At 64.2% G+C, this 26,619-nt stretch carries 25 protein-coding genes; 8 read left to right on the top strand and 17 right to left on the bottom strand.

The window, feature by feature from the left end:
- Positions 1-152: 152 nt before the first annotated feature.
- From BW970_RS17815 to gmd, 8 genes are all read right to left on the bottom strand, one after another.
- Complete coding sequence (locus BW970_RS17815; protein WP_076533963.1) at positions 153-1,223, bottom strand: GSCFA domain-containing protein; 1,071 nt, start codon at positions 1,221-1,223, stop codon at positions 153-155.
- On the bottom strand, positions 1,220-1,981 hold the full coding sequence (locus BW970_RS20630; protein WP_144039014.1) for a hypothetical protein: 762 nt from the start codon (positions 1,979-1,981) through the stop codon (positions 1,220-1,222). Before BW970_RS20630 ends, BW970_RS17815 begins: the two co-directional genes overlap by 4 nt.
- 144 nt (positions 1,982-2,125) lie before the next feature.
- Positions 2,126-3,094, bottom strand: coding sequence for a GDP-L-fucose synthase (gene fcl / locus BW970_RS17810; RefSeq protein WP_076533961.1), 969 nt, complete (start codon positions 3,092-3,094; stop codon positions 2,126-2,128).
- A 55-nt stretch (positions 3,095-3,149) separates the two neighbouring features.
- Positions 3,150-3,446 carry an acyltransferase gene (locus tag BW970_RS17805; RefSeq protein WP_076533959.1) on the bottom strand — a complete coding sequence of 99 codons (297 nt, stop codon included), beginning with the start codon at positions 3,444-3,446 and terminating at the stop codon, positions 3,150-3,152.
- Positions 3,447-3,470: 24 nt separating this feature from the next.
- On the bottom strand, positions 3,471-3,875 hold the full coding sequence (locus BW970_RS20625) for a hypothetical protein (RefSeq protein ID WP_144039013.1): 405 nt from the start codon (positions 3,873-3,875) through the stop codon (positions 3,471-3,473).
- 33 nt (positions 3,876-3,908) lie between these two features.
- Positions 3,909-4,634, bottom strand: coding sequence for a sulfotransferase family 2 domain-containing protein (locus tag BW970_RS17800; RefSeq protein ID WP_076533957.1), 726 nt, complete (start codon positions 4,632-4,634; stop codon positions 3,909-3,911).
- Positions 4,635-4,689: 55 nt separating this feature from the next.
- Positions 4,690-5,427, bottom strand: coding sequence for a sulfotransferase domain-containing protein (locus BW970_RS17795; protein WP_083701362.1), 738 nt, complete (start codon positions 5,425-5,427; stop codon positions 4,690-4,692).
- Between the two features lie 61 nt (positions 5,428-5,488).
- The gene (gene gmd, locus BW970_RS17790) at positions 5,489-6,610 is read right to left on the bottom strand and encodes a GDP-mannose 4,6-dehydratase (RefSeq protein WP_076533953.1); all 1,122 of its coding nucleotides are present in this window, start codon (positions 6,608-6,610) and stop codon (positions 5,489-5,491) included.
- A gap of 227 nt (positions 6,611-6,837) precedes the next feature.
- Here gmd and BW970_RS17785 point away from each other — a divergent pair, with 227 nt between their 5' ends.
- Complete coding sequence (locus tag BW970_RS17785) at positions 6,838-7,755, top strand: sulfotransferase family protein (RefSeq protein ID WP_076533952.1); 918 nt, start codon at positions 6,838-6,840, stop codon at positions 7,753-7,755.
- Here the strand turns inward: BW970_RS17785 and rfbA are convergent.
- The 6 genes from rfbA to BW970_RS17755 all read right to left on the bottom strand — a co-directional run bounded on the left by rfbA (position 7,700) and on the right by BW970_RS17755 (position 14,098).
- On the bottom strand, positions 7,700-8,575 hold the full coding sequence (gene rfbA, locus BW970_RS17780; protein WP_076533950.1) for a glucose-1-phosphate thymidylyltransferase RfbA: 876 nt from the start codon (positions 8,573-8,575) through the stop codon (positions 7,700-7,702). The genes BW970_RS17785 and rfbA overlap by 56 nt on opposite strands.
- The gene (gene rfbD / locus BW970_RS17775) at positions 8,572-9,426 is read right to left on the bottom strand and encodes a dTDP-4-dehydrorhamnose reductase (RefSeq protein WP_076533949.1); all 855 of its coding nucleotides are present in this window, start codon (positions 9,424-9,426) and stop codon (positions 8,572-8,574) included. Before rfbD ends, rfbA begins: the two co-directional genes overlap by 4 nt.
- Positions 9,423-10,472, bottom strand: a complete 1,050-nt coding sequence (gene rfbB, locus BW970_RS17770) for a dTDP-glucose 4,6-dehydratase (RefSeq protein WP_076533947.1) — start codon at positions 10,470-10,472, stop codon at positions 9,423-9,425. The genes rfbD and rfbB overlap by 4 nt, the downstream gene beginning before the upstream one ends.
- Positions 10,469-11,041: a dTDP-4-dehydrorhamnose 3,5-epimerase gene (gene rfbC, locus BW970_RS17765; protein ID WP_076533946.1), complete on the bottom strand. Its 573-nt coding sequence runs from the start codon at positions 11,039-11,041 to the stop codon at positions 10,469-10,471. The genes rfbB and rfbC overlap by 4 nt, the downstream gene beginning before the upstream one ends.
- 182 nt (positions 11,042-11,223) lie before the next feature.
- The gene (locus tag BW970_RS17760; RefSeq protein ID WP_144039012.1) at positions 11,224-13,296 is read right to left on the bottom strand and encodes a hypothetical protein; all 2,073 of its coding nucleotides are present in this window, start codon (positions 13,294-13,296) and stop codon (positions 11,224-11,226) included.
- Positions 13,297-13,357: 61 nt separating this feature from the next.
- Positions 13,358-14,098, bottom strand: a complete 741-nt coding sequence (locus BW970_RS17755; protein WP_076533943.1) for a sulfotransferase domain-containing protein — start codon at positions 14,096-14,098, stop codon at positions 13,358-13,360.
- A 391-nt stretch (positions 14,099-14,489) separates the two neighbouring features.
- On the opposite strand from BW970_RS17755, the gene BW970_RS17750 reads away from it, so the two are divergent.
- From BW970_RS17750 to BW970_RS17720, 7 genes are all read left to right on the top strand, one after another.
- The gene (locus BW970_RS17750; protein ID WP_076533941.1) at positions 14,490-16,199 is read left to right on the top strand and encodes a coiled-coil domain-containing protein; all 1,710 of its coding nucleotides are present in this window, start codon (positions 14,490-14,492) and stop codon (positions 16,197-16,199) included.
- Positions 16,200-16,210: 11 nt separating this feature from the next.
- A complete protein-coding gene (locus BW970_RS17745; RefSeq protein ID WP_076533940.1) occupies positions 16,211-17,143 on the top strand; it encodes a sulfotransferase in 933 nt (310 codons plus the stop codon).
- A 100-nt stretch (positions 17,144-17,243) separates the two neighbouring features.
- A complete protein-coding gene (locus tag BW970_RS17740; protein WP_076533938.1) occupies positions 17,244-17,573 on the top strand; it encodes a hypothetical protein in 330 nt (109 codons plus the stop codon).
- 242 nt (positions 17,574-17,815) lie between these two features.
- Positions 17,816-18,736, top strand: coding sequence for a hypothetical protein (locus BW970_RS17735; RefSeq protein WP_076533937.1), 921 nt, complete (start codon positions 17,816-17,818; stop codon positions 18,734-18,736).
- Positions 18,685-19,320 (top strand): hypothetical protein, encoded by a 636-nt coding sequence (locus BW970_RS17730; protein ID WP_076533935.1) that lies wholly within the window; start codon positions 18,685-18,687, stop codon positions 19,318-19,320. The genes BW970_RS17735 and BW970_RS17730 overlap by 52 nt, the downstream gene beginning before the upstream one ends.
- A gap of 58 nt (positions 19,321-19,378) precedes the next feature.
- The gene (locus BW970_RS17725) at positions 19,379-20,176 is read left to right on the top strand and encodes a sulfotransferase family 2 domain-containing protein (protein WP_076533934.1); all 798 of its coding nucleotides are present in this window, start codon (positions 19,379-19,381) and stop codon (positions 20,174-20,176) included.
- Positions 20,173-21,156 carry a hypothetical protein gene (locus tag BW970_RS17720; RefSeq protein ID WP_076533932.1) on the top strand — a complete coding sequence of 328 codons (984 nt, stop codon included), beginning with the start codon at positions 20,173-20,175 and terminating at the stop codon, positions 21,154-21,156. The genes BW970_RS17725 and BW970_RS17720 overlap by 4 nt, the downstream gene beginning before the upstream one ends.
- 13 nt (positions 21,157-21,169) lie before the next feature.
- Here the strand turns inward: BW970_RS17720 and BW970_RS17715 are convergent, their stop codons facing one another.
- From BW970_RS17715 to BW970_RS17705, 3 genes are all read right to left on the bottom strand, one after another.
- The gene (locus BW970_RS17715) at positions 21,170-24,379 is read right to left on the bottom strand and encodes a glycosyltransferase (RefSeq protein ID WP_076533930.1); all 3,210 of its coding nucleotides are present in this window, start codon (positions 24,377-24,379) and stop codon (positions 21,170-21,172) included.
- 402 nt (positions 24,380-24,781) lie between these two features.
- Complete coding sequence (locus BW970_RS17710; RefSeq protein WP_083701360.1) at positions 24,782-25,195, bottom strand: hypothetical protein; 414 nt, start codon at positions 25,193-25,195, stop codon at positions 24,782-24,784.
- Positions 25,196-25,205: 10 nt separating this feature from the next.
- Complete coding sequence (locus BW970_RS17705; protein ID WP_076533929.1) at positions 25,206-26,555, bottom strand: DUF2793 domain-containing protein; 1,350 nt, start codon at positions 26,553-26,555, stop codon at positions 25,206-25,208.
- Positions 26,556-26,619 lie beyond the last annotated feature (64 nt).

The raw sequence follows: 26,619 nt of genomic DNA, 5'->3' as shown, positions 1-26,619 counted from the left end.
CACCGTGAATGCCTCGACCAGCATCACGCTGTTGAATGTGCAAAGGGCCGATCTGGTCGCGGACGACTTCCTGTTCATCTGAACCGACAGCCCCCTACACCAACAGGCCCCCCGCAATGCGGGGGGCCTGTCACTGTCCGGGCAGGACAGATCTATTCGTTAGTGATCGCTGCCTCATCGCACAGAACCTCTATCTTTCGCTCCATCTCAGCCAGATGGCTATCGACAGCAACAGGCTCGGGAGGCACTCTGGATGAACATCCCCCTCCCTCGGTAAAATGCGCCATGAACAGCGCCATCACATGACTCACACCAGCTTCTCGGACTTCTCGGCGATCATTTTCGTAATACTGACCCATTACATGTGGGCTGGTAATCAATTCGTATGACGGGAAATAAACACAATCATCAAAAGCGCGCATCGCCTTTTCAGCAACGATCCGCAGTACCGCCTTTGACCACGCCGTCGAAACCAAAACATGCCGATTCTCGTAAGTAGCATTTAGAGGGACAGGCGACACAGTCAGGATGATCTTCAAGCACGGATTGATCCAGCGCAGAAACTCCAGTGAGAACCGCAAATCTTCCCAAGTTTCTTCCTCGTCGAAATTTTGAAAGGCAACTGTCCCTGGGTCGTACTGGCCGCCAGCAATGCCCGGTGCAATCGGAAATACAGCGCCGTCTCGGCGATCGACCCAAGCCTCTGTCAAACCGAGCGTAAATATAAAAACATCCATGTTCTCGAGTGCTTCGCGGATGCACGAAAAATGATGTGATCGATCGGCAAGAAGCTCTGACTCACCTAGAAAGCCGCCCGGCTGAATTTGTGGACGGAAAGGGTCGACGACACCTTCCCCGTGAGGCGATTGCCAAGAAATCTCACATGGATCGAACTCGCCGTAGGCTCTCTGCAATAACTGCTTGAGCTGGCGTGCAGTATATATATTCCCATACCGTGCGGAAAAGAGGCCATAATTATGGGTCTGTGCCACCCTCGCCGGGACGATGGGATGTGCCCTCTCGGCGATGTAGTGATTGTAGCCGGATTGGGAGAGAAAGCGGGCTACGTGCTGAGCGAAGCAACTACCCGCAGTGACAATCCGATCTTGTCGCGTCAGCGTCATTGTAACTGGCCCCACCGGATCAAGCAGGTAGGCGTCCTGTATGCCTGGTTCCTTCTTCCAAAACTGTCGATCAGGCAAACCTACATAAGGATGTTTCATGTCAAGCTTTCCGAAACGCGAGTTAAACGACGAAATTTCTGAGCATTTTTGAATATCTCTTCAAGCATTACCTGTCCATAGCGCATATTTCCATGCGTCGGGTCGGCATTGTAGTAATCTGCCCTCAGGAATCCGTCCGACGTCAAAGTCTCGGGTGCCGCTCTGATAAAAGAAGCCGCCTGCACACGCGCCACATTCTCAAAATAAGCCGTTTGCAGCTCATACAGGCGAATCTTCAAATCATTCGGAGCTGGCCCGAGGTGAATGTTATCTGAAAACACACCAGGATAGGCTTTTATGTGTTCCCAATCAGCTACGGGTGGTGGTGGGTTAAGATAAAGTCGAGTACTCTCTGGAAAAGCCGCAAACACCGACTCAATTGCCTTACACGCCCGCTCAAATCTGGCTTGAAAAACATCCATCATGACACTTGATGGAATAAACCAGCGCCCGTTTCCAACAGGAGCGCTACCGTAGTTTTCTTCTCCTACTGAAAAAGGTACCGGATTCTCAACGATTCCTAAAACATTGTGGAAGTTTCCATTGACACATTGACAGATATAATTAGGTGATGGATTCCGCACACGCCGTTTCACAGCGTCGCCTACTTGTCTCCCCGCCAGCTTTTCCTGACGCTCCAACCATATGAGATCTACAAATTCGACATCATATTCGCCCTCGTACCCCGCACGCTTGTTCCAAGCTTCCATCAAACAGCGGATATGACTATGACCTACGATGAGAATACTTCCAGACAATTCAGTGATCCTACACAGTTGACATTCTAAAACGAGCGCCACAAAATTACGCTTCCTTACCTTGATTGATTTCTCTTAGCCTTTCAGTTTAGAATTCTATGAGAATAACCCGACACCTCGCCTTGTCAACGGGTCTGCATCAACTCAGGCGCGGAAACTGTTCTGGTGATCCAGGAACCAGCGGTAGGTGTCCGCGATCCCCGTTTCCAGCCCGATCCCGGCCTTCCACCCCATGTCGGCCAGGCGGCTGACGTCCATCAGCTTGCGCATCGTGCCGTCGGGTTTGGTCGGGTCAGTCTCGATCCGGCCCTTGAAGCCTGTCACCTGCGCCACCATCCGGGCCAGATCGAGGATCGAGACGTCGCTGCCGGATCCGACGTTGATATGGCTCAGCATCGGTTGGGTGTTGGCATCATAGATGTCCTTGGGCAGGTCCAGCACGAAAAGGCTCGCCTCGGCCATGTCGTCGACATGCAGGAATTCGCGCATCGGCCGGCCCGAGCCCCAGATCGTCACCACCTCGGCCCCCGATTGCGCCGCCTCGTGAAAGCGGCGGATCAGCGCGGGCAGGACGTGGGAATTTTCCGGGTGGAAATTGTCGCCCGGCCCGTAAAGATTGGTGGGCATGACCGAGCGGTAATCGGTGCCATGCTGGCGGTTATAGCTTTCGCACAGCTTGATCCCGGCGATCTTGGCGATGGCATAGGGTTCGTTCGTCGGCTCCAGCGTGCCGGTCAACAGCGCATCCTCGCGCATCGGCTGCGGCACGGCCTTGGGGTAGATGCAGCTGGATCCCAGTTGCAGCAGGCGCATGACCCCGGCGGCAAAGGCCTGATGGATCACATTGCATTCGATCATCAGGTTTTCATAGATGAACTCGGCCGGATAGGTGTTGTTGGCATGAATGCCCCCCACCTTGGCAGCGGCCAGGATCACCACATCGGGGCGTTCGGCCTGCATGAAGTCCCGCACTGCCGCCTGGCTGGTCAGATCCAGCTCGGCATGGGTGCGGGTGATCAGCTCCAGCGCCTCTCCCGCCGCCTTGCGGGCCTGAAGCCTGCGCAGGATCGCCCCGCCCACCATGCCGCGATGGCCTGCGATGTAGACCTTCATTGCAAATCCTTCCGTTCAACCGTTCACGACATAAGCGTCGCGCTAGGTAGCCACCTCATAAGCCATGCCCGCCGCGTACCGGAGGATTGGCACCGAATTTTTCGCCGAAAGCCGCCAGCTCCCCTTCGGAGAAACCGTAAACATGCCGGGACCAGGTAACATTCTGCCGGACCATACGCGCCGGAACCCCAGCAAAAACCACCTTTTCCGGAACGTTCGAAGTAAGGATTGCGCCAGCGGCAATGACACTTCCGAAACCGATTTTCACATCCGGCATGACAATCGCCCGCCTGCCGATCCAGACGTGATCATCAATGACAATACGACGTCGATGATCATTCAGAATTTCCATCGAGCCGAGATCCACAAGGCCGTGCTAATCATTGGACTGGATCAGGATATCATCAGACCACAATCCATCTTGACCGATGATCACGTCAGCTTTGTCACACACAATCCTTGCATTATTCACGGTCGTTCCTGCACCAATCCTGAGACTGGAAGACCTCCACATACGAATGTCAAGATTAACTGGTCCGGCCGTATCTATCTGAATGTTCCCACTACTTGGGCCCAAGGAGATTTTTACACTGCCACGCAAATCTTTCTGGCTGAAGACAACGCGATAATTTGACCGCACTGCCTCTCGCTGTGGTGCAACAAATTGAATTCGCTTCAGGACCTGATCATATGCAAAAATACGGCAGTCACGAAACTGGCTGCGCATATTGCGTGGAAAGAAATCAGCGATATCATGCTCGGGTGGCAGATCGTCACTCATGCCGCATCAGAACTTTCGAGCATTCCAGGAAACTCACAAAGCCCAAACCGGATTTTCATACATGACACCTCGGTCGCTGACCATTTCGAACATTCGGCGATCCAGATCGTTCAGATCATAGTATTCGGCAAGAAGCTTTGCATCGAGAGCGTCTCGGGACATGCGTTGTGCCTGCCCTTGCTGAGAAAACTTCTTCGTGACATTGAACTTCTTGTCGAAGAAATCCTTGCCGAGATCCTTGCCTGTCACGCGTTCGAAGGCTTCGGCACAGGTCTGGCCGACCCGGTTGCTGGGCGCAATCAGGAAAGTCCACTTCACATCTGCACGACAGGCCAGATAGCGGTGCTGCACATTCCTGTCGCGCTCGACGATCATTCTCAGGAAGCTCTGCGGCTCGGAAGCCAGGCATTGCTTGTGCAACCCGTGCGTTGGTGTTGTTGCAATGTAATTGTACACTGAGATACAGCGATCAATCGGATCCCGGACAAACGAAAGACAGGTGATGCCTTCATCAGCAGGATCCAGATTTGTATTCTTCAGGAATTGTTCCATCGTGGCATGGCCATAGATGAAGTCCCAATTCCGTGGCAGATCGTAGGATTCGAATGCCCTGGTCGAAACCCAGTTCCCAGGCATATCGTAGACAGCAACCTCGACATAAGGCTCCGCGCCCTGTTCAAAGGCCTCTTTCATATTCCGCCGAACACTGGTTCCGGCAGTCTTCGGGATATGAGGAAAGATGAGGTGTGTATTCTGCATCGTAGCCTGCGTTATCTCCCCTGCCCTGAATCACAGGGCAGGAGCTGTCGGATGTTTACGGCATTGCATAGCCAAAGAAGCCTAGCTCGTCTGCCATTCTCTCAGACATGGCCCGGATAGTGTCGGGCTTGAGCTTCCTCATATGATCCCCCGGCAAGACTTGACGCTTGTGCTTGCTCTCGTCTTCTTTCGGCACGGAGAAGTTAACCTTGTCACCAAGAGTTGTACGCAATTCATCTGTGATTGGCTGGTCAATGAATTCGGATATCTGATTCAACCATTTTGGGGTCTGCGTGACCATATCCTCATACTTCAGCAGGAGGATGTCATTATGTCCGTCCATCAATTTCTTGAGGATGGACAGCCGGTGCTTGTATCCGCCCGCTTCGGCCACGGCATATTGATCGATGTCCATCTCCTCAAGCTTCTTGCGGCGCTCCATGAATTCCTGGAGTTTTGCAGGATCCTTCGGCGGCACATGGGATGTCTTGAACGAAAAATAGGCGGATGTAATGCAATCACGCGGGTCCCGAACCTGCATGATGATCTTCATGTTCTTCAGGATCGGCATCTGTGATACGAAAGGCCCGCGGGCAACTCCATAGTACACGCCGTCCAGCTTCATTTTTTCCTGATACTGAACATAGAGATCCTTGACCGGAATGGCCGATTTAGGGGCGAGAAGCGAGATCCTGTCGATCTCCATCCCCTTTGCATTCATGAAATCGAGAAGAATGCTATCTGTGATGGTGCTGCCTGCCTTATGCATGGAAACACACATTACACTTCTCATTTTGAACCTCCGGTTCTTATTTGTGGCAAAGCGGACAGCCGCCCATGGAATAACACAACCCTCATCCCTCGACGCTCACAGGCACATCATGGCCATGGGCCTTGAGCAGGGCGTGGCGGCGGGCGGTCTTGAGGTCTTCGGCCACCATTTCGGCGCACATCTCCTGCACCGTTATCTCGGGCTCCCAGCCCAGCCGCTGTTTGGCGCGGGCCGGGTCGCCCAGCAGCGTCTCCACTTCCGCCGGGCGGAAATAGCGCGGGTCAATGCGCACCAGCACATCCCCCGCCTTGACCCCCGGCGCCTTGTCGCCGCTGACCGACACGACCGTGCCGATCTCGTCCACGCCGGTGCCGCTGAAGGCCAGTTCGATCCCCAGTTCGGCTGCGGACCAGGTGATGAACTCGCGCACGGAATACTGCACCCCGGTGGCGATCACGAAATCTTCGGCCACATCCTGTTGCAGCATCATCCACTGCATCCGCACGTAATCCTTGGCATGGCCCCAGTCGCGCAAGGAATCGATGTTGCCCATGTACAGGCACTGTTCCAGCCCTTGGGCAATATTGGCCAGCCCGCGGGTGATCTTGCGGGTCACGAAGGTTTCGCCCCGGCGGGGGCTTTCATGGTTGAACAGGATGCCGTTGCAGGCATACATCCCATAGGCCTCGCGGTAGTTCACCGTGATCCAGTAGGCATAGAGCTTGGCCACCGCATAGGGGCTGCGCGGGTAGAAGGGCGTCGTCTCGCGCTGCGGCGTTTCCTGCACCAGACCGTAAAGTTCCGAGGTCGAGGCCTGATAGAACCGCGTGGTCTTTTCCATCCCCAGGAACCGGATCGCCTCGAGCAGGCGCAGGGTGCCGATGCCATCGACATCCGCGGTATATTCCGGCGCCTCGAAGCTGACGGCGACATGGCTTTGTGCGCCAAGGTTGTACACCTCGTCCGGCCGCACCTCCGACAGGATCCGCGTCAGGTTCGACGTATCGGTCAGATCGCCGTAGTGCAGCTTGAACCGCGCATTGTCGATATGCGGATCCTGATAGATGTGATCCACACGCTGGGTGTTGAACAGCGAGGCCCGGCGTTTGATCCCATGGACCTCATAGCCCTTTTCCAGCAGGAGTTCCGCAAGATAGCTGCCGTCCTGGCCTGTGATCCCGGTAATGAGGGCGCGTTTCGTCATGTAAATCCCGCAAGTCTGGCGGTGTCCCGCAGGGGGCAGCAGGCCGTCCTGTCAGGGCACCGGAACACCCGGCTGGCATAGCAAGCGCGCGGCTGCGGAGCAACCGCGAAACCGGCGCCAGGCCGGGCCGTCATGGGGATGCCTGCCGCAGTTGCGCAATCTTTGCCGATCCGTTACCCAAGATGCAAAGCACAAACCGGGTATCGCATTTCAGAAGGGAAACGGGGATGAAGGTTTTCCTGTTGGGCGTCGGCGCGCAAAAGGCGGGCACGACATGGCTGCATGATTATCTGGCGGCCGCCCCCGAGGCCGATTTCGGATTTGCCAAGGAATACCATGTCTTCGACGCGCTGACGCTGCCCGATTGCGTCAATTTCCGCAAGCGCATCGCCAGGCAGGCGATCCGCAGCCTGAAGAAACCCGCCGAGACCTGGATGGCGCAGGGCAAGGTGCGCAGGGCCGCGTTTCTGGCCGATCCCGAGATGTATTTCGACTATTTCGCCCGGCTGTTGCAGCAGGACGGGATCCGCCTGACCGGCGACATCACGCCCACCTATGCCGGCCTGTCCGAAGAGACGCTGATCCGCATCCGTGACGGGTTCGCCGCCCGCGGCATCACCGTGCGCCCGGTGTTTCTGATGCGCGATCCGGTGGAGCGGTTGCAGTCGATGGTGCGGATGAGCTTCCGCGACCGCAAGATCCACCCCAGCTATGAGCAGGAAACCAGCATGATGCGGCGCAAGCTGGCCACGCCGGGCGAACAGCTGCGGTCGGACTATGCCCATACGATCCGCATGCTGGATACGGTGTTCGGCACCGAGGCGTTTTACGAATTCTACGAACGGCTGTTCGCGGATGCGTCGATCCGGCGGTTGTGCGACCATCTGGGCATTGCCTGGCGCACGGCGGATTTCGACACCCGCAAGAATGTCAGCCGCACCGAGAACGACCTGACGCCGGAAGACCGGCAGGTCTTTGCCCACCGCTATCGCAAGGTCTATGGCTTTTGCGGCCAGCGTTTCGGCCAGGGTCTGATCGACATGGTCTGGCAGCCGCCTGAACCCGGCGCGGGCAAGCGGGCCGGGCGGCTCAGGCAGGCAGCAGCCGCAGAAGATAGCGGCCATAATCGTTCTTCTGCAACCTGAGCGCTTCGGCGCGCAGGGATTCGGCGGTGATCCAGCCTTTCTGAAAGGCGATCTCCTCGGGGCAGCCCATTTGCAGGCCCTGACGGTCCTGCAAGGTGCGCACGAAATTGCCCGCATCCAGCAGGCTGCCATGGGTGCCGGTGTCCAGCCAGGCATAGCCACGGCCCAGCCGTTCCACCGCCAGCGCGCCCTCGTCCAGATAGCTTTGCAGCAGGTCGGCGATTTCCAGTTCGCCCCGCGCCGAGGGGCGCACGGCGCGGGCGCGGTCCGGTGCGCTGGCATCAAGGAAATACAGCCCCGTCACCGCGAAATGCGACGGGGGGCGTTCGGGCTTTTCCACGATGGCGCGCACCGTGCCATCGGGGGCGAAATCGACGACGCCATAGCGTTCGGGATCGGCCACGCGATAGCCAAAGACCGTGCCGCCCGTGGCCCGCGCATCGGCCGCCGCCAGCGCATCGGGCAGGCCATGGCCGAAAAAGATGTTGTCGCCCAGCACCATGGCCGACGGGGCCCCGGCCAGGAAGTCTTCGGCCAGCAGATAGGCCTGGGCCAGCCCGTCGGGGCTGGGCTGCACGATGAAGGTAAAGGACAGGCCCCAGCGCGCGCCATCCCCCAGCAGGCGGCGGAACTGCGGCTGATCCTCGGGGGTGGTGATGATGGCAATCTCGCGGATACCGGCCAGCATCAGCACCGTGACCGGGTAATAGATCATCGGCTTGTCATAGATCGGCAAAAGCTGCTTGGACACGCCCAGCGTGATCGGATGCAGCCGCGTGCCGGTGCCCCCGGCCAGGATGATCCCCTTGCGTGTGGTCATGCGCGCAACTCCTGTAGTACCGCGGCCAGCCCGGCCTGCCAGTCGGGCGGTGTAATGCCGAAATCCGCCGTCAATGTGGCACAGTCCAGCCGGGAATTCAGCGGACGGCGGGCGGGCGTGGGGTAATCGGCGGTGGCGATCCCCTCGACCGCGCAGGACACATGCGCCAGGCGGAATGTTTCGCGCGCGAAACGCGCCCAGGTGGTGGGGGGCTGACCGGCAAAATGGTAGGTGCCGCCTGTCACGCCATCGGCCAGCGCACGGGCGGCCCCCAGCAGCGCATCGGCAATGGCCGCCGCCGGGGTCGGCCCGCCCCATTGGTCATCGACCACCCGCAGCGCGGGACGCTCTGCCCCAAGGCGCAGCATGGTTTTCACGAAATTCTGGCCATGGGCCGAATAGACCCAGGAGGTGCGCAGGATCAGATGCGCCCCCCCGGCGGCCCGGACCGCCTGTTCGCCCGCCAGTTTGGACCGGCCATAGGCATTGAGCGGCGCCACCGCATCGGTCGGCTGCCAGGGTGCATCGCCCGAACCGTCAAAGACGTAATCGGTCGAGACATGCAGGAACGGCAGGCCAAGATCGGCACAGGCCTGTGCCATGGCACCGGGGGCCGCCGCGTTGATCGTGGTGGCCAGCGCCTCCTCGGTCTCGGCCCGGTCCACGGCAGTATAGGCGGCGGCATTGATCACCGCCGCGCAGGGCGTTGCAGCAATGGCCGCGGCACAGGCGGCCGGATCGGCCAGATCAGTCTCTGTTCGGCCCAGTGTCACGATATCCAGCCCCGGCCCGGCCCGCCGCGCCAGTTCGGTCGCCACCTGCCCGGTCCGGCCGAAAACCAGAACCCTCATGCCTTGATCCCCAGCCGCTGGCCCACGCCCTGGCGGTCCAGCAGCGGGCGCCACCAGTCCTCGTTGTCGAGATACCAGCGCACGGTCCGCTCCAGCCCCTGTTCCACCGTCACCGAAGGGCGCCAGCCCAGTTCGGCGCCGATGCGCGACGGGTCGATGGCATAGCGCGCATCATGGCCCGGCCGGTCGGCGACAAAGGCGATCTGGTCGGCATAGCTGCCCGCCGCCTTGGGGTGCAGCCGGTCCAGAATGGCGCAGAGCGTGCGGACCAGATCCAGATTGCTGCGCTCGTTCTCGCCGCCGATGTTGTAGCTGCGCCCCAGCGCGCCCTGCGTCAGCACCAGCAACAGCGCATCGGCGTGATCCTCGACATAAAGCCAGTCGCGGATATTGGCGCCGGTGCCATAGATCGGCAGCGGTTTCCCGGCCAGCGCGTTCAGGATCACCACCGGGATCAGCTTTTCGGGAAAGTGATAGGGCCCGTAATTGTTGGAACAGTTCGACAGCACCACCGGCAGGCCATAGGTTTCCCCCCAGGCCCGCACCAGATGGTCCGACGCCGCCTTGGAGGCCGAATAGGGACTGCGCGGGTCATAGGGCGTGTCCTCGGTGAACCGCACCGCCGGATCGGGCGGCAACGAGCCGAACACCTCGTCGGTCGAGACATGGTGAAAGCGGAACTCCGCAGGCTTGCCCTGGCCAGTCCAGTATTTCCGCGCGGCCTCCAGCAGGTGAAAGGTGCCGGTCACATTGGTGGATACGAAATCGCCCGGCCCGTCGATGCTGCGATCGACATGGGATTCCGCGGCCAGATGCATCACCGCATCGGGGGCATGGCGGGCAAGGATGCGGTCCAGCGCCGCGCGGTCGCGGATGTCGGCCTGTTCAAAGGCATAGGCCGGATGGCCCGCCACCATGGCCACATTGGCCAGATTGGCCGCATAGGTCAGCGCATCCAGGTTCACCACCTGATGCCCGCGCGCGATGGCCAGCCGCACCACCGCGGATCCGATGAACCCCGCGCCACCCGTGACAAGGATCTTCACGCTCCGGCCTCCATGGTGAAGGGCGAGGGCCAGTCGGCCAGCCGGGGTGCGGCGGCATCCTTGGCGGAAACCACCGCCCGATCGGGCGCGATCCCCCAGTCGATGGCCAGATCGGGATCGGCGAAATGCACCGCACCTTCGGTGTCGGGGGCATAGATGTCGGTGCATTTGTAGGCGATTTCGGTCTCGGCCTCGCGGGTGACAAAGCCATGCAGGAATCCAGGCGGGATCCACAACTGGCGGCCATTCTCGAAGCTGAGCTCGACCCCGACCCATTGGCCAAAGGTCGCCGAGCCGCGCCGCACATCCACCGCCACATCCCACAGCCGCCCGCGCCCGCAGCGCACCAGCTTGCCCTGCGCATGGGGCGGCGCCTGGCAATGCAGGCCCCGTATCGTGCCGGGAACGGCGCTGAAGGAATGGTTGTCCTGCACGAATTCGGGCAGATGCAGCCCCGCCGCCTGCAAGGTGGCGCGGTTCCAGGTTTCGGCAAAGAAGCCGCGCGCATCGCCAAACCGGCGCGGCGTAAGGATCAGCACACCCGGCAAGGCGGTTTGTTCAATCTGCACGTCCTGCTCCCTGGATCGACCGGCATTGCGCCGCCCAAGCTACGGATCCGCCGCCCTGTTCACAATGCTTCAACAGACACCGGCGGGGGCTTTTTCGGCAGCGTGGCGCGGCCCCTGGCGGCGCGGCCCCTGTCCCGAGGGGGGGCACCGATACAGCCGGGCGGCGCCATGGCCCTGCACGCTCAGGGCCTCTCCTCCTGGGTGGTCCGGTCCGGCGCCCCGCCAAGATGCCGCAAGACCCTGTCGAGGTGATGGCGCAGCCTGTCCCCTCCCGGATCGGCCCGCAAGGCCTGTTCCAGCGCCCCGGACAGGCCCGGATCCTCCGTCAGGCGGCGCGCGGCCGAGCCCGGATCCCGCAAAAGCTCTGCCGCCAGCCACAGCGGCAGGCCGGGGCCGTGCACCGGGGCAGGCAGGTCGCGCAGCAGCAGGCGCAGCCGGTTGCGGCCATCGGGCCGCGCATCGGCAGGCACGAACGGCAGGCCGAAACGCTGCGACCAGCACTGCGCCAGATCCGCCGAGGCCACCAGCCGCCGCGCCGCCAGATGCAGCATGTCAGCCAGCAGGGTCGCCGCGTCGTCCGGCGGTGGCCCCTCCAGCCACAGGACAAGCGGCAGATCACAGGCGCGGGCCATCGCCAGATCGGAGGCCGCAGGCTGCACGCCGGCCGGCAGGTGCCAGACCAGCATCTCGGCCCCTGTACGCGCTGCGGCCCCGGCATCCTGCGGCGCCAGCCGCACCAGCGCCGCCTCGGGCCAGGGGGCCGGCAGGCCGGGCCCGATCAGCGCCAGCCGGGGAAACCCCGCCCCCTCCCCTGGCAGGGGCAGGCGCGGGTCCAGCGCCGCCAGCGCCGCCTGCTGGGCCGGGCGGCAATGCAGGATATGGGTGTCGGGGCTGTCCCGCCGCAGCCGGTCGGGCAGGTCGGGGTCAGGCCGGGCCAGATCGCGCCTTGCCGCGATATTCTGGATGTAATCGCTGTACCGGAAGCGATGGGCGCTGCGCTTCCACAGGGCAAGGCTGTCGGCATCGGTCTCGAGGTTGGTGTCGGAAAACAGGATCTCCAGGATGCAGTCATAGGCCAGGCGCTTGTCGCGCACGCGCACCAGATGCCAGGTCTGGGGCTCCCAGACATCGGCGGCAAAGGTCTGGAACCCCGGATCCCCCGCCGCATAGACCGCATTGCCGTTGATATGGCGGATATAGTCGCGCGCCAGCCGCACCTCGCCGCGATAGGGGCTGCCCATCACCCAGAACGGCTCTGCCCCCGCGACGATCGCCTGCAACCGCGACAGCCAGCCCCGGCGGATCGGCAGGCAATCGGCCTCCATCAGAAAGGCATAGCGGCCGAACCGCGCCACGCGGCGCAGCGCCTCGAACACCTGGGTGTTCGGCCCGGCCTTGTAGCCCAGATCCCCCACCGGCAGGGAATGGTCGCGGATATAGACATCCCGCGCGCCTTCCAGGTCGAGGCATTCGAACTGCACCCCGTCAAAGAACCGCGCCATGCCCGCCTCGGCAAAGGCCGCGGCGATCTCGGGGGCGCGGGCGGCGGCGGTGGCATTGTTGAACACCACCGCCAGCACCGGGGCGGGCTCGGCGACCGGACCATCGCATGGCAGGCAGGCCGCCGTGGCCCATAGCCGGAAATTGCCCAGGATGTCGTCGATATCCCCTGCCGTGCAGGGTATGAACACGCATCCCAGCGGGCTGAGGCCCAGCACCCGGTCCGGATCCGCCTGGCCCAGGATCCCCCCCGCCGTCAGCGCCTCCTGCGGCCCCAGGCTGTCCACGCGGCAGGGCAGATCCTGCGCGGCGCGGTCCAGCAGCGGGGCCAGGGCCGGATCGGCCAGCCCCGCCAGCACAACCCGCGCCGCCCCCAATCCCGCCGCCCAGTCCAGCGCCGCAAGGGCCGAGGGCCGGGCCACCGGGGACGCCAGGAACCGCGGATCGGTCCGCCGGTGGGGGTACAGGTCGAAAAAGGCCGGATGCACCAGAAAATCCTGCACCAGACCGCAGGCGGCCAGCCGTTCGATCCCGGCATGACAGGCCTGTATCAGCACCGGATCGGTGCAGACATGGCGCCACGGATACCAGCCCGCCCCGTCCCAGACACGGAACCCATCGTCCAGCCCGATACAGTCCTGCGACCGCAGACGCCACAGATCGACGCCCGCAGGCAAGGGTCCGGGACCAAGGACGACACAGGCCGCGCCCTGCAACGGCCGGGAATCGCGGGCGACGGACACAGGACGGCGCAACACGTTCCCCTTCATGGCAGGGTGCCGGGCGCGCCTTGCGCCCGGACCGTTGCGGGGCCGCTCAGCGGACCGGCGGCGCCATCAGATAGGCCGGGTCATACCCAAGCGCCCGGCATTCGTCGCCCCGGTACTTCAGGAAGGTGGCGATCTGGTCTTCGCGCAGGAAGTTGTAATAGTTCTTTTCTTCCTGCCGCCAGTAGAACTTGCCGTCCTTCTTGGTGCCCTTGCCCGCCCGCTCCAGCATGGTGTTCAGATCTTCGTCGGTGATGCCGATCCAGTCCTTCAGGAACCCCAGCGTGGGCAGCGGCGCGTTCAACAGATCCTCGTAGCGCAGACGCACGATCGGCTTGGCGTTGAACTTCATCCAATAGGCATTGTGGGCAAAGTAATCGCCCGTCTCGAGCGAAAAACGCGGCGCGATATGGCCCGTGATGGTGAAGGAGCTGAAATAGAGATCGAACAGATCCGTTCCCACGATGGATTCGACCGAGTCAAAGGGGATCGACGCGGTATTCGTCACATTGGCGGAAATGAAATTCAGATAGGACAAGAACACATCCAGCGGGTTGCGGCGGATATGTATGATATGGGTCGAAGGCACATCCTGCCCCTGCCACTTCGTCACATCACGCCCGCCATGATGCTTGAAGAACCGGAAACCGCGAAATTCCTTGGCCTCGCTCAAGGGTTGCTCGTGCAAATCGGGAATGGCCTTTGCAGAGGCATTCATGGCACCGGCAATGATCCCGCGCACCCAGGTGTTGCCGGATTTCGGGTAGGAATAGACACCAACGAGAGCCAAGTTATATCCTCACAGTCCTGGTTGTTCTTGAAAGCCAAAATATGTCTTGCGGAGATCGGGGCACTGTCGGGCCGCAGCGCGCACGTGCCGACGATGGCGCCGGACCGTATCCGCACACCAACATCTGCTGGCACACAGGGCCTGCATCAAGACCATTCGTCGTCCGACCATCGCCACCTAGGAAGTGATCCCTGAACATATGGCAGGGCCACGATCACGCCTGCTGTTTCAAGGCTGCTCATGTATCCTGACTATGACTGTCCCTGTCAACGAGGAAACCGCCCGGCCTGTCGGTCGAGAAACCCTGTGACATTCCTCCGGGCCTTTCCTATGTAGAGGGCAGCAAACCCTTTTCGGGCCCTGGCCCCAGCCGATCACCACGGAACGTTTCATGACCGGAACCGCATCCTCGTTCACCCTGCTGCATATCGGGACCGGAGGCGCCGGGCGGCTGGAGGACTATCTGGCAACCGCGGCACAGCGGATCGTGCTGGTCGAGCCCGACCCCGCCGCGGCCGCCGCGCTGGACGAGGTGGCCGCCGGGCAGCCCCGGCTGCGGGTGCTGCACGCCGGGCTGGGGGCCCAGGCCGGAACCGCCGAATTCCGCATGGCCAACCTGCCGGAACTGAGCAGTTTTCATCCGGCCACCCCCGATCTGCGGGCCTTGTTTCCCGGCCTGCGGGTGACCGCCCGTCACGATGTGCCGATGCTGGATGCCGCCGGGCTGTTCGGCCGTCTGGGCGGCGTGCCCGAGGCGCTGTGGCTGGTGCTGGAGGCCGCAGGCTCGGAAGCCGCGATCCTGGACAGCCTGCAGGCCTGCGGCGCGATGGACCGGGTGGACCGGCTGGAACTGCACTGCGGCGAGGAGATGTTCTTTGAAGGCGCCCAGCCCCGGCAGGTCTTGCAGGACCGGCTGAGCGCCGCCCATTTCACGCTCGACCGGCTGGATACGACCGACCCCGACTGGCCTGTCCTGCATATGCGCGCCAATACGGCGCAACGCGGCCTTGTGGCCGCAGCGGCGCGGATCGCCGATCTGGAATCCGCCCTCGAAACCGCCCGGACCGCGACCGGGGCCGCAACGCAGCAGGCTCAGGCCATGGAGGCCCGCGCCACACAGGCGGAAACCGCCCTGGCCGAAGCACAGGCCCGGATCGCCGAAGGCGACCGCGTGCTGAACGACACACGCCACCACGCCCAGGCCATGGAGACCCGCGCCGCACAGGCGGAAACGGCGCTGGCCGAGGCCGAAGCCCGGATCGTCGAACGCGACCAGGCGCTGGACAGCGCGCGCCACGACACCCGGATCGCGCAAGACCAGGCAAAGGGCCTGGAGGCGGCCCTGGCCGAAACACGCCAGTTGATCGGAGAGCGGAACCGCGCGCTGGAAGAGGCCAAGCTCCAGCTCCGCGCCGCCCAGGACAGCGCCGCACAACTGGAAACCACGCTGACCGAGGCACATGTCCAGGTTGCCGAACGCGACCGCGTGCTGAAAGACACACGCCACCACGCCCAGGCCATGGAAGACCGCGCCGCACAGGCGGAAACCGCCCTGGCCGAAGCACAGGCCCAGATCGCCGAACGTGACCGCGTGCTGAACGACACACGCCACCACGCCCAGGCCATGGAAGACCGCGCCGCACAGGCGGAAACCGCCCTGGCCGAGGCACAGGCCCGGATCGCCGAACGTGACCGCGTGCTGAACGACACACGCCACCACGCCCAGGCCATGGAGACCCGCGCCGCACAGGCGGAAACCGTCCTGACCGAGGCGCAAGGTGTGGCCGAAAGTGCCCGTACGGCCCTGGCAACCGCCACCGCCGCACAGGAACGGGCGCAGGCCGATGCGGGGATCGCGCTGCGCGGCCAGCTTCTGGCCCGCAACGATCTGCAAGAGCTTCAGGACCGCTTCGCCCGCAGCGAGGCGCTGTGCCGCAGGCAGGACGACCTGCTGCGCAAACTTGCAGCGCGTTTGCAGGATGCCGCCGCCCATCTGCAGGACAGCGCCGCAGAGCAGGCGGCCAGAACCTTGCCGGTTCCGGCGGCCACACCCCTTGCCGCCCCCGGCAAGACCCCGAAAAAGAAAAAGAAGAAATCCTGAGGGGCGCCCAGATGCAGAACAGGACCGGGATCGGCCCCCTTCAGTCCGCCATCGACGAGGCGCTGGATCTGCTGGCCGGCGATCCCCGCCCCCTGCCCGAGGCCGCTGTGGTCGAACCGCTGCCCAGCCTGCTGGCGCAATGCCAGGATCTGATCGCGGCGCTGCCCGCCTGCCCGGTGATCCGCACGCTGCACCACTTTGCCTGTACCGGCGGTACGCTGATCGCCAAATGCGTCGCCGCCCTGCCCAACACGGTCCTGCTGAGCGAGATCGACCCGCTGAGCACACTGGTCATCCCGCAGGACCGCCCCGTCTTTGCCCCGACCGATGTGCTGCTGAACATGCGCCAGACCACACGCCCCCTGCCCGAGGAGATGCTGGCCGATGTGTTCGTGGCGGCCATCGGGCGGCTGGCCGCGCGGCTGGCAGACCGGGGCCAGCATCTGGTGCTGCGCGATCATGCCCATTCGCACTATTGCACCCACCGCGATCCCAGCACCCGCCCGAGCCTGCGCCGCATCCTGGCGCCCGAATTCGACATCCGCGCGATCGTGACGGTGCGCGACCCGGTGGAATCCTATCTCTCGCTGCGCGCCAATGGCTGGCATACCCATATGGCGCCCCAGACCCCTGCGGAATATGCCCGCCGCTATCGGCTGTTCCTGGACGACCACCGCGACCTGCCCGTGCTGAAATACGAGGAGTTCACCCAGGATCCGGAACCGGCGCTGCGCCGGATCGCCGATGCACTGGATCTGGGCTGGAGCGACGATGCGCTGCACCTGTTCCCGATGATGCGCCTGACCGGCGACAGCGGCCGCAAGGGCGACAGCATCGCGCCGCGTCCGCGCAAACCCGTGGCCCCCGCCTTGCTGGACCAGTTGCGCGACTGCCCCGATTTCCTGTCGCTGCGCGCCGGGATGGGCTACGAAGACACGCTCTGACACCTGCTTGCGCCCGGATCGCCGGCCCTGCGTGACAGCCGCAGGGTTTCATGACACAGCAATGACACGGCACCGAAATCCTGGGAGGGGGCACCGGACGATGACAGACAAGGGCGCGGATCCGGGCAGCATGATCGAGCTGCTGTCCCGACAGATCGTCGAGCTGGAAACCACGCTGACCGCCTTGGCAGCGCGGGCCGAGGCGGCCGAAAGCCGCGCCCGGCGGCTGACACCCGCCCCGGCCACGCCCGATCAGGCCGACCGTCTGGCCCTGCTGCTCCATGCCTCGGATCTGCTGCTGGGTGGCACGGCCCCCGCACCCAAGGCGATCGGCGCCACGGCGAAACGGCTGGGCCCCGACGATCCGGTGGCCGCGCATCTGGCACGGGTGCGCAAACGGCTGAAAGCCGGTGGATCGCCGCCCGCCTGATCCCCGCATGGCCTGATCCGCTGGCCGTCCCGTCTTGTGCGCCATCTGCCGAAAGTCGCTGCACCGGCACGTGGATGTGCTGCCGGACGGAACAGTCCCGGCCCCCCGGTTGCGCGGCCTGGCAATGCGCACAACTCTGCCTTGAAGCGGTTGCCGGGATCGCTCACGATATCGTCGGCCCCCGGCCAGCCCCGTGCAGGATGCGCACGGCGTGCCCCTTGCGTAAATGGAAAGCTCTCCCGATGACTGCCCCGAATGCGGAACTGCTGCGCCTTGGCGAGCTTCTCAGGCTGCAAAAGCTGGACGAGGCCAGGGCATTGGTCGACCGCCTGCTGGACACCGCCCCAGAGGCCCCTGCCGTTCTGCTTGCCGCGGCGGATCTTGCGCTGCGAAGCCGGAAAACGGCAAGCGTGCCCGCACTGCTGGCACGTGCCGAGACGGCCGGTGCGAACCGCTTCGAGATGCTGGTGCTGCGCCGCCGCCATGCCGAACAGTCCAGGGATACCCCCGCCCTGATCGCCTGCCTGACAGAACTTGTGGCCCTGCGCCCCAACCGTCACGATCTGCGCGCAGCACTTGCTGCGGCGCATTGGCAGGCAGGAGAGGCGCCCCAGGCCCGGACCCTGGCACAGCTAGTCCGCAGCCGGGCGCCGGATCTGGCCCTGCCCTATCGCGTGCTGTTCGAGATCGCCTATGCCGAGCGGGATCTGGAGGAGATGCGCCGCATCGTCGAGGCCGCCATCGCCAGTGCCGCCCCCTTTCCCCGCTTTCCCGAGCTTGTCGAGTTCAGCTTTCTGATCCCGGCCCATGAACGGGCGGGGTTCATCCGCCGCCTGTGCAACAGGTGGCCGGAATATCTGCAGGATGCCGGGGCGCAGGGGCTGCGCCCGGTGGCCGACACCGCCGCCGAAGAGGCCCTGCAACACGAGGCCATCACCCTTGCCATCCAGGGCGATGCCGTGGCGGCCCAGGCCGCGATTGCCAGACTTCCGGAGGGAAATGCGGTTGTGCGGGGGATCCGCAAATCCGAATTGCCGGACATGCTGGCCAAGGTTCCCGCAGCCGCCGACCGCAAGAGGCCGGTGATCCGGGACACGCCCGACGACATGCTGTGCAGCGCGCCAGGGGAATCAGGGTCACGGTCCTGTTCTTCACCGGGCTGATCGACCGGGCCATGGGCGATGTCGCCCTGACCGATTGCTTCGTCGCGCAGGCCGGGGCCACCAGCGTCTTTCTGCGCGATTACCAGCGGAGGTTCTTTCTGCTCGGGGTCGAAAGCCTCGGGGCGGATATGGACAGCACCCTGGCCAGCCTGCGCATCCGGCTGGCAGAACTGGGAACCCGGCGGCTGATCTGCATCGGATCCTCGGCCGGGGGCTATGGCGCAATGATCTATGGCCTGGCCCTGGGGGCCGAACGCATTGTCTGCCTGGCCGCTCCGACCTGCATGACCGAGGAATTCGCCCGCGAGCACGGCGACACCCGCGGCCCGATGGTCCGGCGCAAGATTCTGGAAATTCCCGACCCTTTCGGCCATGATCTGCGCAACCGGCTTGTCCGGGCCCATGTGCCACAGGGGGTCTGGATGTATTTCGGGGCCCAGTCGCCCATCGACCGTGCCCATGCCGAACATCTGGCGGATCTGCCCGATGTGGTCCTGAAGCCGCTGGAGAATTTCGACCGGCACAATCTTGTCGTGCCCCTGATCCTGCGCGGAGAGCTTGCCGCCTGCCTGAAGCTGCCATGAGGATGCCCCAGGACCGTTCCGCCCGATCGCATCGCCCCTTGCCGGAGACGAGACAGGCATGAAACACGTGCTCAGACAGGCCCGGCTCAGCCATGGGGCGCTGGCGGAAAACGAACGGCACGGCTTTGCCGCCCGCCATGCCCTGTGCATCTATCGCAGCAATGCGGTCTACAGTTTCATCCCCAAGAATGCCTGCACGACCCTGCGCTATTCCCTGGCGCTGGACAACGGCGCCATCGCCGGGCCAGAGGATTTCGGCTGGATCCACCACAACAACTGGACCTTCTCGGCCAGCCTGCGCGATCTGGTCACCGCGCACAGCAGCTTTGTGCTGTTGCGCTGCCCCTTTGCCCGGCTGGCCAGCTTCTATCTGGACAAGATCGTCGGGCAGTTGCCGCCGGCGCCCAGACTGCTGCCCCTGCTGCCGCATGTCGCAAGCCTGCGCCATCTCAGCTTTCGCCAGTTTGCCCTGGCGATGCTGGATCCCGCGATCCGCGGACACAACAACCACTGGTGCCCCCAGAGCGATTTTCTGGTCTACGAGACCTATTCCGCCTATTTCTGCCTCGAACGCTTTGCCGAGGCCAGCGAGGGGATCGAACGCATGACGGGGCTGAAGGTCCAGGATGCCCGCGCTCTGGGCCGACACGATCTGTCGCGCTTCACACGCGACGGCAGCGCGCGCTATTGCGATGTTCCCGCCCAGGAGATCGCTGCCCTGAAGGCCCGCAACCTGGTGCCCGCAACCGAGGCGCTTTATGATGACGAGATCGTGGCGGCGGTCTGCCAGGCCTATGCCGAAGACCTGGCGCTGTACCGCGACTGCTTCGGATCCGGAACGCTGACCTTTCCATGAGGCACCAGGATCCCAGCCCTCCGCATGAAACACCGCCAGAGCTGTTGTCGACGCGGCTCTTTCCCAAAGGCGCGGGGGCGGCCGCCTATGTGCTGAGCGGCATCGCGGCCCGATGCGACTGGGCCGTGCTGTCGGATCACAAACCGCCGCAGCTCGATCTGCGCGGTGCCGGGCGGACGGACAGCCCGCGCCATGTCTTTCTGTCGCTGCGGGCGCCCTTTGTGGCACTGCGGGGGTTCCACGACCGGATCCTGCCCCGGATCCGGGGCAGGTTCGTGCTGGTCAGCGGATCCGAGGATGTGACGATCCCGCGCCAGACCGACCGGCGCTGGCGGGCCTTCGACGCCGAGGAACGCGCCATGATCGCGGCCATTGCCGATGATCCCCGCCTGGTGCACTGGTTTGCCGAAAATCTCGACAGCCCGTTCCATCCCAGGGTCTCGGCCTTACCGCTGGGTCTGGTGACGCCGGCGGGGGCCGCGCCGCCGCCGGTTCCGGCGCGGGTTCCGGCCTTTGCCGCCCGCGATCCGCGGGCCTTCTGCTGCCACCGCCTGCGCGAGGGGCCGCAGTGGCAGAACCGCCATCGGACCAGCGCCCTTGCCCGGACCGCCTGGGCGGATGTCTGCGTGCATCAGGACGAAGGGCTGGACGAAGCGGCCTATCGCGCGGCGCTGCACCGGCACGCCTTTGCCATCTGCGTCGAGGGCGGCGGGCTGGATCCGTCGCCCAAGGCATGGGAGGCGTTGCTGGCCGACTGCATCCCGATCCTGCGCAGGACAGCGACAAGCGCCGCCTATCGCGACCTGCCGGTCGCCTATGTCGAGGACTGGACCCCGGACTGCCTGGACAGGGACCGCCTGCGGCACTGGGCGGCGGATCTGTCCCCCTTTGTCGACGATCCGGCCTTGCGGGCCGGCGTGCTGGAAAAGCTCACGCTGCGGCACTGGTGGGCCCGGATCGCGGCCTGCGCAGAGACCTGAGGGCGGCGTGGGCTCAGCCCCCGGCCGCGCCGCGCAACACCTCGACATGCCGGTCGATGGCAACCTTCGGCTCGTGATAGCTCCGGGCAAAGACATGGCCGCGCAACCCGCGTTGCAGGCTTTCGGCCGATTTGGGATTGTCCAGCGCCCAGGCCAGCCCATCGGCGAAATCCGCCGCATCGCCATAGCCCGCGATATAGCCGGTCTCCAGGTGCCGGATCAGATCGGGGACATTGCCGACCGGAAAGCCCACCACCGGCGTGCCCGACAACAGCGCCTCGACCGGGGTTTGCGGCGCATTGTCCTCCAGCGAGGGAAAGGCGAACACATCGGCCGCCGCATAGATCAGCGACAACCGCGACGGATCCGCGACATAGCCCATGTTATGCGCCGGGATCCCCGCCTCCAGGCTGGACGAGCCGAAGAACAGCCCCTCGACCCCCTCGGCCAGGCCCCGCTCCTTCAGCAGCGCCAGGCTGTCGGCCAGGATCTGCCCGCCCTTGCGGGTGTTGTTCAGGCTGTCGGCCCCGAAGACGATATATTTGCGGTCCAGCGGCAGCCCCAGCGCCAGCCGCGCCACCAGCCGGTTGGTGGGCACGAAACGGTCCACCGGCATCAGGTTGGGCACCACATGGATATCCCGGTCCCCGAACAGCGAGCTTTCGCGCGCGCAATCGGCCAGCCATTGCGAGGGGCAGATGATCTGGAGGTTCTTCAGCTTGTCATAGGCCGCGCGCTTGGCCTTCCAGGCCTCGTGCGCCAGGCTCTTGTCGCCTTCCAGCAGCGGACAGTCGCGGCACTGGTCACGATAGCCGGTGCAGCCTTCGGAATAATGGCAGCCGCCGGTAAAGGCGTTCATGTCATGCAGCGTCCAGACCACCGGCTTGTCGCCCAGCAGGTCGGAAATGCGCGGATAGTCGATCATGCCGACGGTCCAGTGCAGATGGATCACGTCGATCTTGGCCAGTTCGCGCCCCAGCGCCACCGGATCGACGATGCTGTCGGTCCGCGAGAACAATTCGCGCGCGCGCGATTTCACCGGCCCCTTGCGGCCGACCGATACGGTGGACAGCCAGTGGTTCCACAAGGCCTCGCGGTCGCCTTGCAGGGCGGTGGCCGCACCGCTGAGCGGCGCGGTGAACACATTCGGATCCTGCCCGCTCTTGAAGATGGTGATGCTGAAGGCGCCTTCGCCCGCGGCCCGCAGCCCGGCCATGCAGCGCTGGCTGGCAATGCCCGCGCCGCCCGAATCCGAACTGGTCAGGATGGCGATCTGCAAGGGGGCGGGCGGCGGTTCAACCAGCCCCAGGCGGGCCATGTTGTCCAGAAAGATCGGCCGCAGCACAGGCGAGGTGCAGCGCGCCAGATCGGCATTGCCCGCAAAGCAGAACGCCTCGTACAGCGCCTGATAAAAGGCGCGGTGCTGTTCGGGCGACAGATCCTGCTCCAGCGTGGCAAAGAACGGCGGGTTCCAGTAATCGAACAGGAAGTAATCGCCCCGGTCGCGCTGGCCGATCGCATCCAGCACCCCCCAGGCCATGCGGCGCCACTGCACGTCCTGCATATACTTCTCGAAGGTATAGGTGTTCATCGCGCTGCCGGCGCTGTCCTGATAGACATAGACGACATCGGGGATCAGCGTCACCACCGGCGCAAAGGCCAGCGCCTTGATCAGGAACAGGCTGTCCTCGCCCATTCGGAAACCCTCGGGATAGAGGATCGTCTCGGCGAAATCGCGGTCGTAAAGCCCGGCCCAATGCCCTTCGGTGCTGGACAGAAGTCCGGGCATGTCCGCCAGGCTGGTCTTTCCGACCGTTCGTTCGGAAACCCCGGCCGGGTATTTGACCGTGCGCACCATCTCGCCATGGATCGGGCGTTCCACCCGGAAGGCCCCGCGCACGATGGTGCTGCCATGGGCGACCGCCGCCTCGTGCAGGCGGCGCAGGGCACCGGGCGGCAGGTCGTCATCGGCATCAAGGAAAAAGACGTAATCGCCCCGCGCGGCCCGGATACCCGCATTGCGCGACCCGCCGGGCCCCAGGTTCTGCGGATTGTCCAAAAGGCGGATGCGCGGATCGCGCGCAGCAATGTCCGCGATGATCGCGGCGCTGTCGTCGGTGCTGCAATCGTTGACGCACAGGATCTCGAAATCGTCCAGATCCTGGGACAGGGCCGAGTCGAGCGTCGGCACGATGGTGGCTGCGGCATTGTAGACCGGCATCACCACGCTGACCTTGGGATAGCGCAGCGGGCCGTCCTTGGCCAGCCGGTGCAGCGGCGCCGCGGCCCAGGGGCCGCCCCAGAGACGGCCGAAATCACGGATCATCGCCCGCACGGCGCGCACGAAACCGGGCTGGTCGGCATGGGCATTGGCCACGTCGATGAAATCGTCGGGCGTCGCCACCGAATGATCGCCCAGGCGGTGGACCTCTTCGGGGGTCAGAAAGGGAAACACCCGCGCCAGCAGCCTGCGGTGTTCGTCATGCAGCCGGTCCAGCGCGGTGTTCGACACCCCGCTGGTGCGGAAATTCAGCAGCGGCTCGCGCAGTTCGTAATAGGTGGCCCCGGCCTGATACAGCCGCACCGTCAGGTCGAAATCCCCGATGATCGGAAAGCCGGTATCATAGCGCCCGATCCGGTCATACAGGGTGGCGGGAATCAGCATCGTCTCGTGCCGCAGCGGCATCCGCAGCAGGACCGAACTGTCATAGCTCATGCTGGGCAGCACATGCGAGCTGCCATCGGCATTCACGTATCGCGCCAGACAGCCGGTGAAATCGCAACCGCTGTACATCTTGGCCTCGACCAGGCGGCGCACGGCATCGGGTTCGTACCAGTCGTCGGAATTGAGCAGCAGGATGAACGCGCCCTGGGCCAGTTCGATCCCCTTGTTCATCGCGTCATAGATGCCCTTGTCGGGCTCCGAGACGAAATAGTCGATATGCTTGGCATGGTTGCGGATGATGTCGAGCGTACCATCCGAGGAATTGCCATCGACAATGACATATTCGACGTTGTCATAATCCTGGGCGATGATCGAACGGATCGTCTGGTCGATCGTGGCGGCGGAATTCCAGCAGACCGTGACAACGCTGACCAAGGGGCCCCTGGCGCCGTCAGGGCGCGGCACATCCCGGATCCGGCGCCCGCCTTCGGCCTGCCGTTTGCCTGTCAGATCGGGGTAGGTCAGAAAACACCCGGCAAAACGGTCATGCAGTCGCATACAGCAAATCCCTGTATATTCTATCGAAACAAACCGTTGAATAATCTGGCACCATTATGGGCGCGGTGTAGATCATCAACGGTCAAAGTGCAACACACAGGGGCCTTGCGACCCGGTTCCCGGCACTGCGGATGCAGGTTCCCACGCCGTCTGCCAACGTTCCGCAAAGCCCTGCCAAGGCCCCATACCATCACCGGACACCACACAGCATCACCCCTGTCCCGGCTGCACGGGACCAAGGGCATTGCACGACAAAGTTGATCGCGCGCGGCGTGAAAACAGGCAGTTCTCATGGTGCCTGCCTATCATTGCATCGCAACGGGAGTACGACAGCGCCGCACCCCGTCCGGGCCACGAATCCGGTCGGCCGGGGATCCGGGACGGGGGGAGTATGGGGCGGGGTCAGCCGGCCCCGCCCCCCTCCTCGTCCCAGGCTGGCAGGCTGACCGGGCCATCCTGCAAGATCACCACCGGCGCCGGATACAGCACCGCTGCCGCCTCGGGCGGGGGCGGGAACGGCACCGGGCCATGCGGCAGCGTCAGCGTCAGATGCAGCGCCTCCCCCTCGCGGCGGATATCCCCGGCAAGCCAGTCGCAGCCGGCGGTCGCCGCCGCCAGCGGGCTGTCCTCGGTCACCCCCGACAGATCCAGCACCTGATCATTGATCGCCAGCAGGGGGCCCCTGCGGTGCAGCTGCAGCCTGTCGTCGCGCCGCATGGGGGACAGGGTGACGATCATCGGCACGGCACCGGGGGCAGGACCGGCAGGGCCGGGATCGACAGGAACGGATTCGACAGGCATGGGATCAACAGGCATGGACATCTCCTCAGAACCACCGGCCACGGGCGACAAGGTGCATGGTATCGGCGCGGCGGCCGCTGGCATCGCGGGCGCTGACCGAGGCACTGATATGGCTCGGTACGGCCTCCAGACACATGACAGACAACGACGTCGCCACCACGGATCCGGTCACGACCGGCGCCCCCGCAAAGGCGGCCGGAAAGGTCCACAGGCTGGCGGCCCCGACCGTTCCGGCCAGGCTGCGCCAGCATTCCTGCGTGCCATCGGCAAAGCGCAGATACTCGCCATTGGCATTGCTGCCCCGTTCCAGCAGCGCGCCGGTCGGCTTGCCGCCGGACTGGCTGGCCGGACCGACGACGGTGCCCTGATTGTAAACCTGTTTCCACTCGGTCCAGGTTCCGTTGGCATGGCGGCGTTCCCAGATTTCCTCGGGGTTGCTGGCGGCGGCGCGGCTGGCGGATTGCTTGAAGAAGTCGTTGTTGAACCGCTCGATCCGCACGATCCCGAAATTGCCTGGGGAATACCCCGGCGGACGCGCCTCGGGCGACAGGGTGGTCGCCCCAAAGGCATAGACCCCGCTGGGGGCATCGGTGCGGTTCCAGTCGGCGATATTGGCCAGCCCGCTCGAGGCCAGGCCCCAGCCGAAATCGCCAACCTTGGTCAACCGCCCGGCCGTGCCATCGACGCTCGATTGCGTCACCGCCGTGCCGGTCAGGCTGCCGCCCAGATCCAGCCCGTTCGGCACCGCGACCACGCCGGTGGTGCGGTCGGCGCGCAGCGCATCTTTCCAGACCGCCCCGTCGGCGCTGACCTTCAGCGTGAAATTGTCATCACCGATGGCCCCCAGTTCCGCCCGGCCCGACCAGTTCGACTGGAACAGCACCGATCCGGTTTCGGCGGCGTCGGCCTTGTTGATCTTCAACTGGTGCCCGGCCCCGGCATGGGTCAGCAGGGCAGCCGGGGCAACCACGGCCAGCCGGTTGGTGGCATCATGCGCGGTACCGATGCCCACCCCGGCCAACCCGTCGGTATCGACCGGCAGGGCCACCCAGGCCGTGCCGTCCCACAGGCGCAGGCGGTTGTCCGCCCGCCCCCAGGCCCGCCAGCCCGGCCGCAGCGCGACAAAGCTCCAGGCCCCGTCCAGCCATAGCGCCAGATGCCCCTCCTGCCCGGCCCAGGACCCGGTGGCGCCGGGGCCGGGGGCATGGACCTCGCCTTCGACCGGCGTATCGGGGGGCAGGGTGGCGCCGAAACTTTCCACCACCGTCTGGACCAGAACGTCCAGCCGCTGGAGCGCCTCGTTGTGGGTGACATGCTTTTGCGCCTGCGCCGGCATCAGATAGGGCAGGGCCAGAATGGGGGATGTGTCGGACATGGGGCCTCGGCGGGTTGACGGAGGCCAGAGCCTGCCGCGCAAATCTGAAAAACCGCCAAATCCG

The sequence above is a fragment of the Gemmobacter megaterium genome (genome assembly GCF_900156815.1).
GTDB lineage: Bacteria > Pseudomonadota > Alphaproteobacteria > Rhodobacterales > Rhodobacteraceae > Wagnerdoeblera > Wagnerdoeblera megaterium.
The sequence above is the reverse complement of the archived record's forward strand: the minus strand, read 5'-3'. Positions and strand labels throughout refer to the sequence as shown.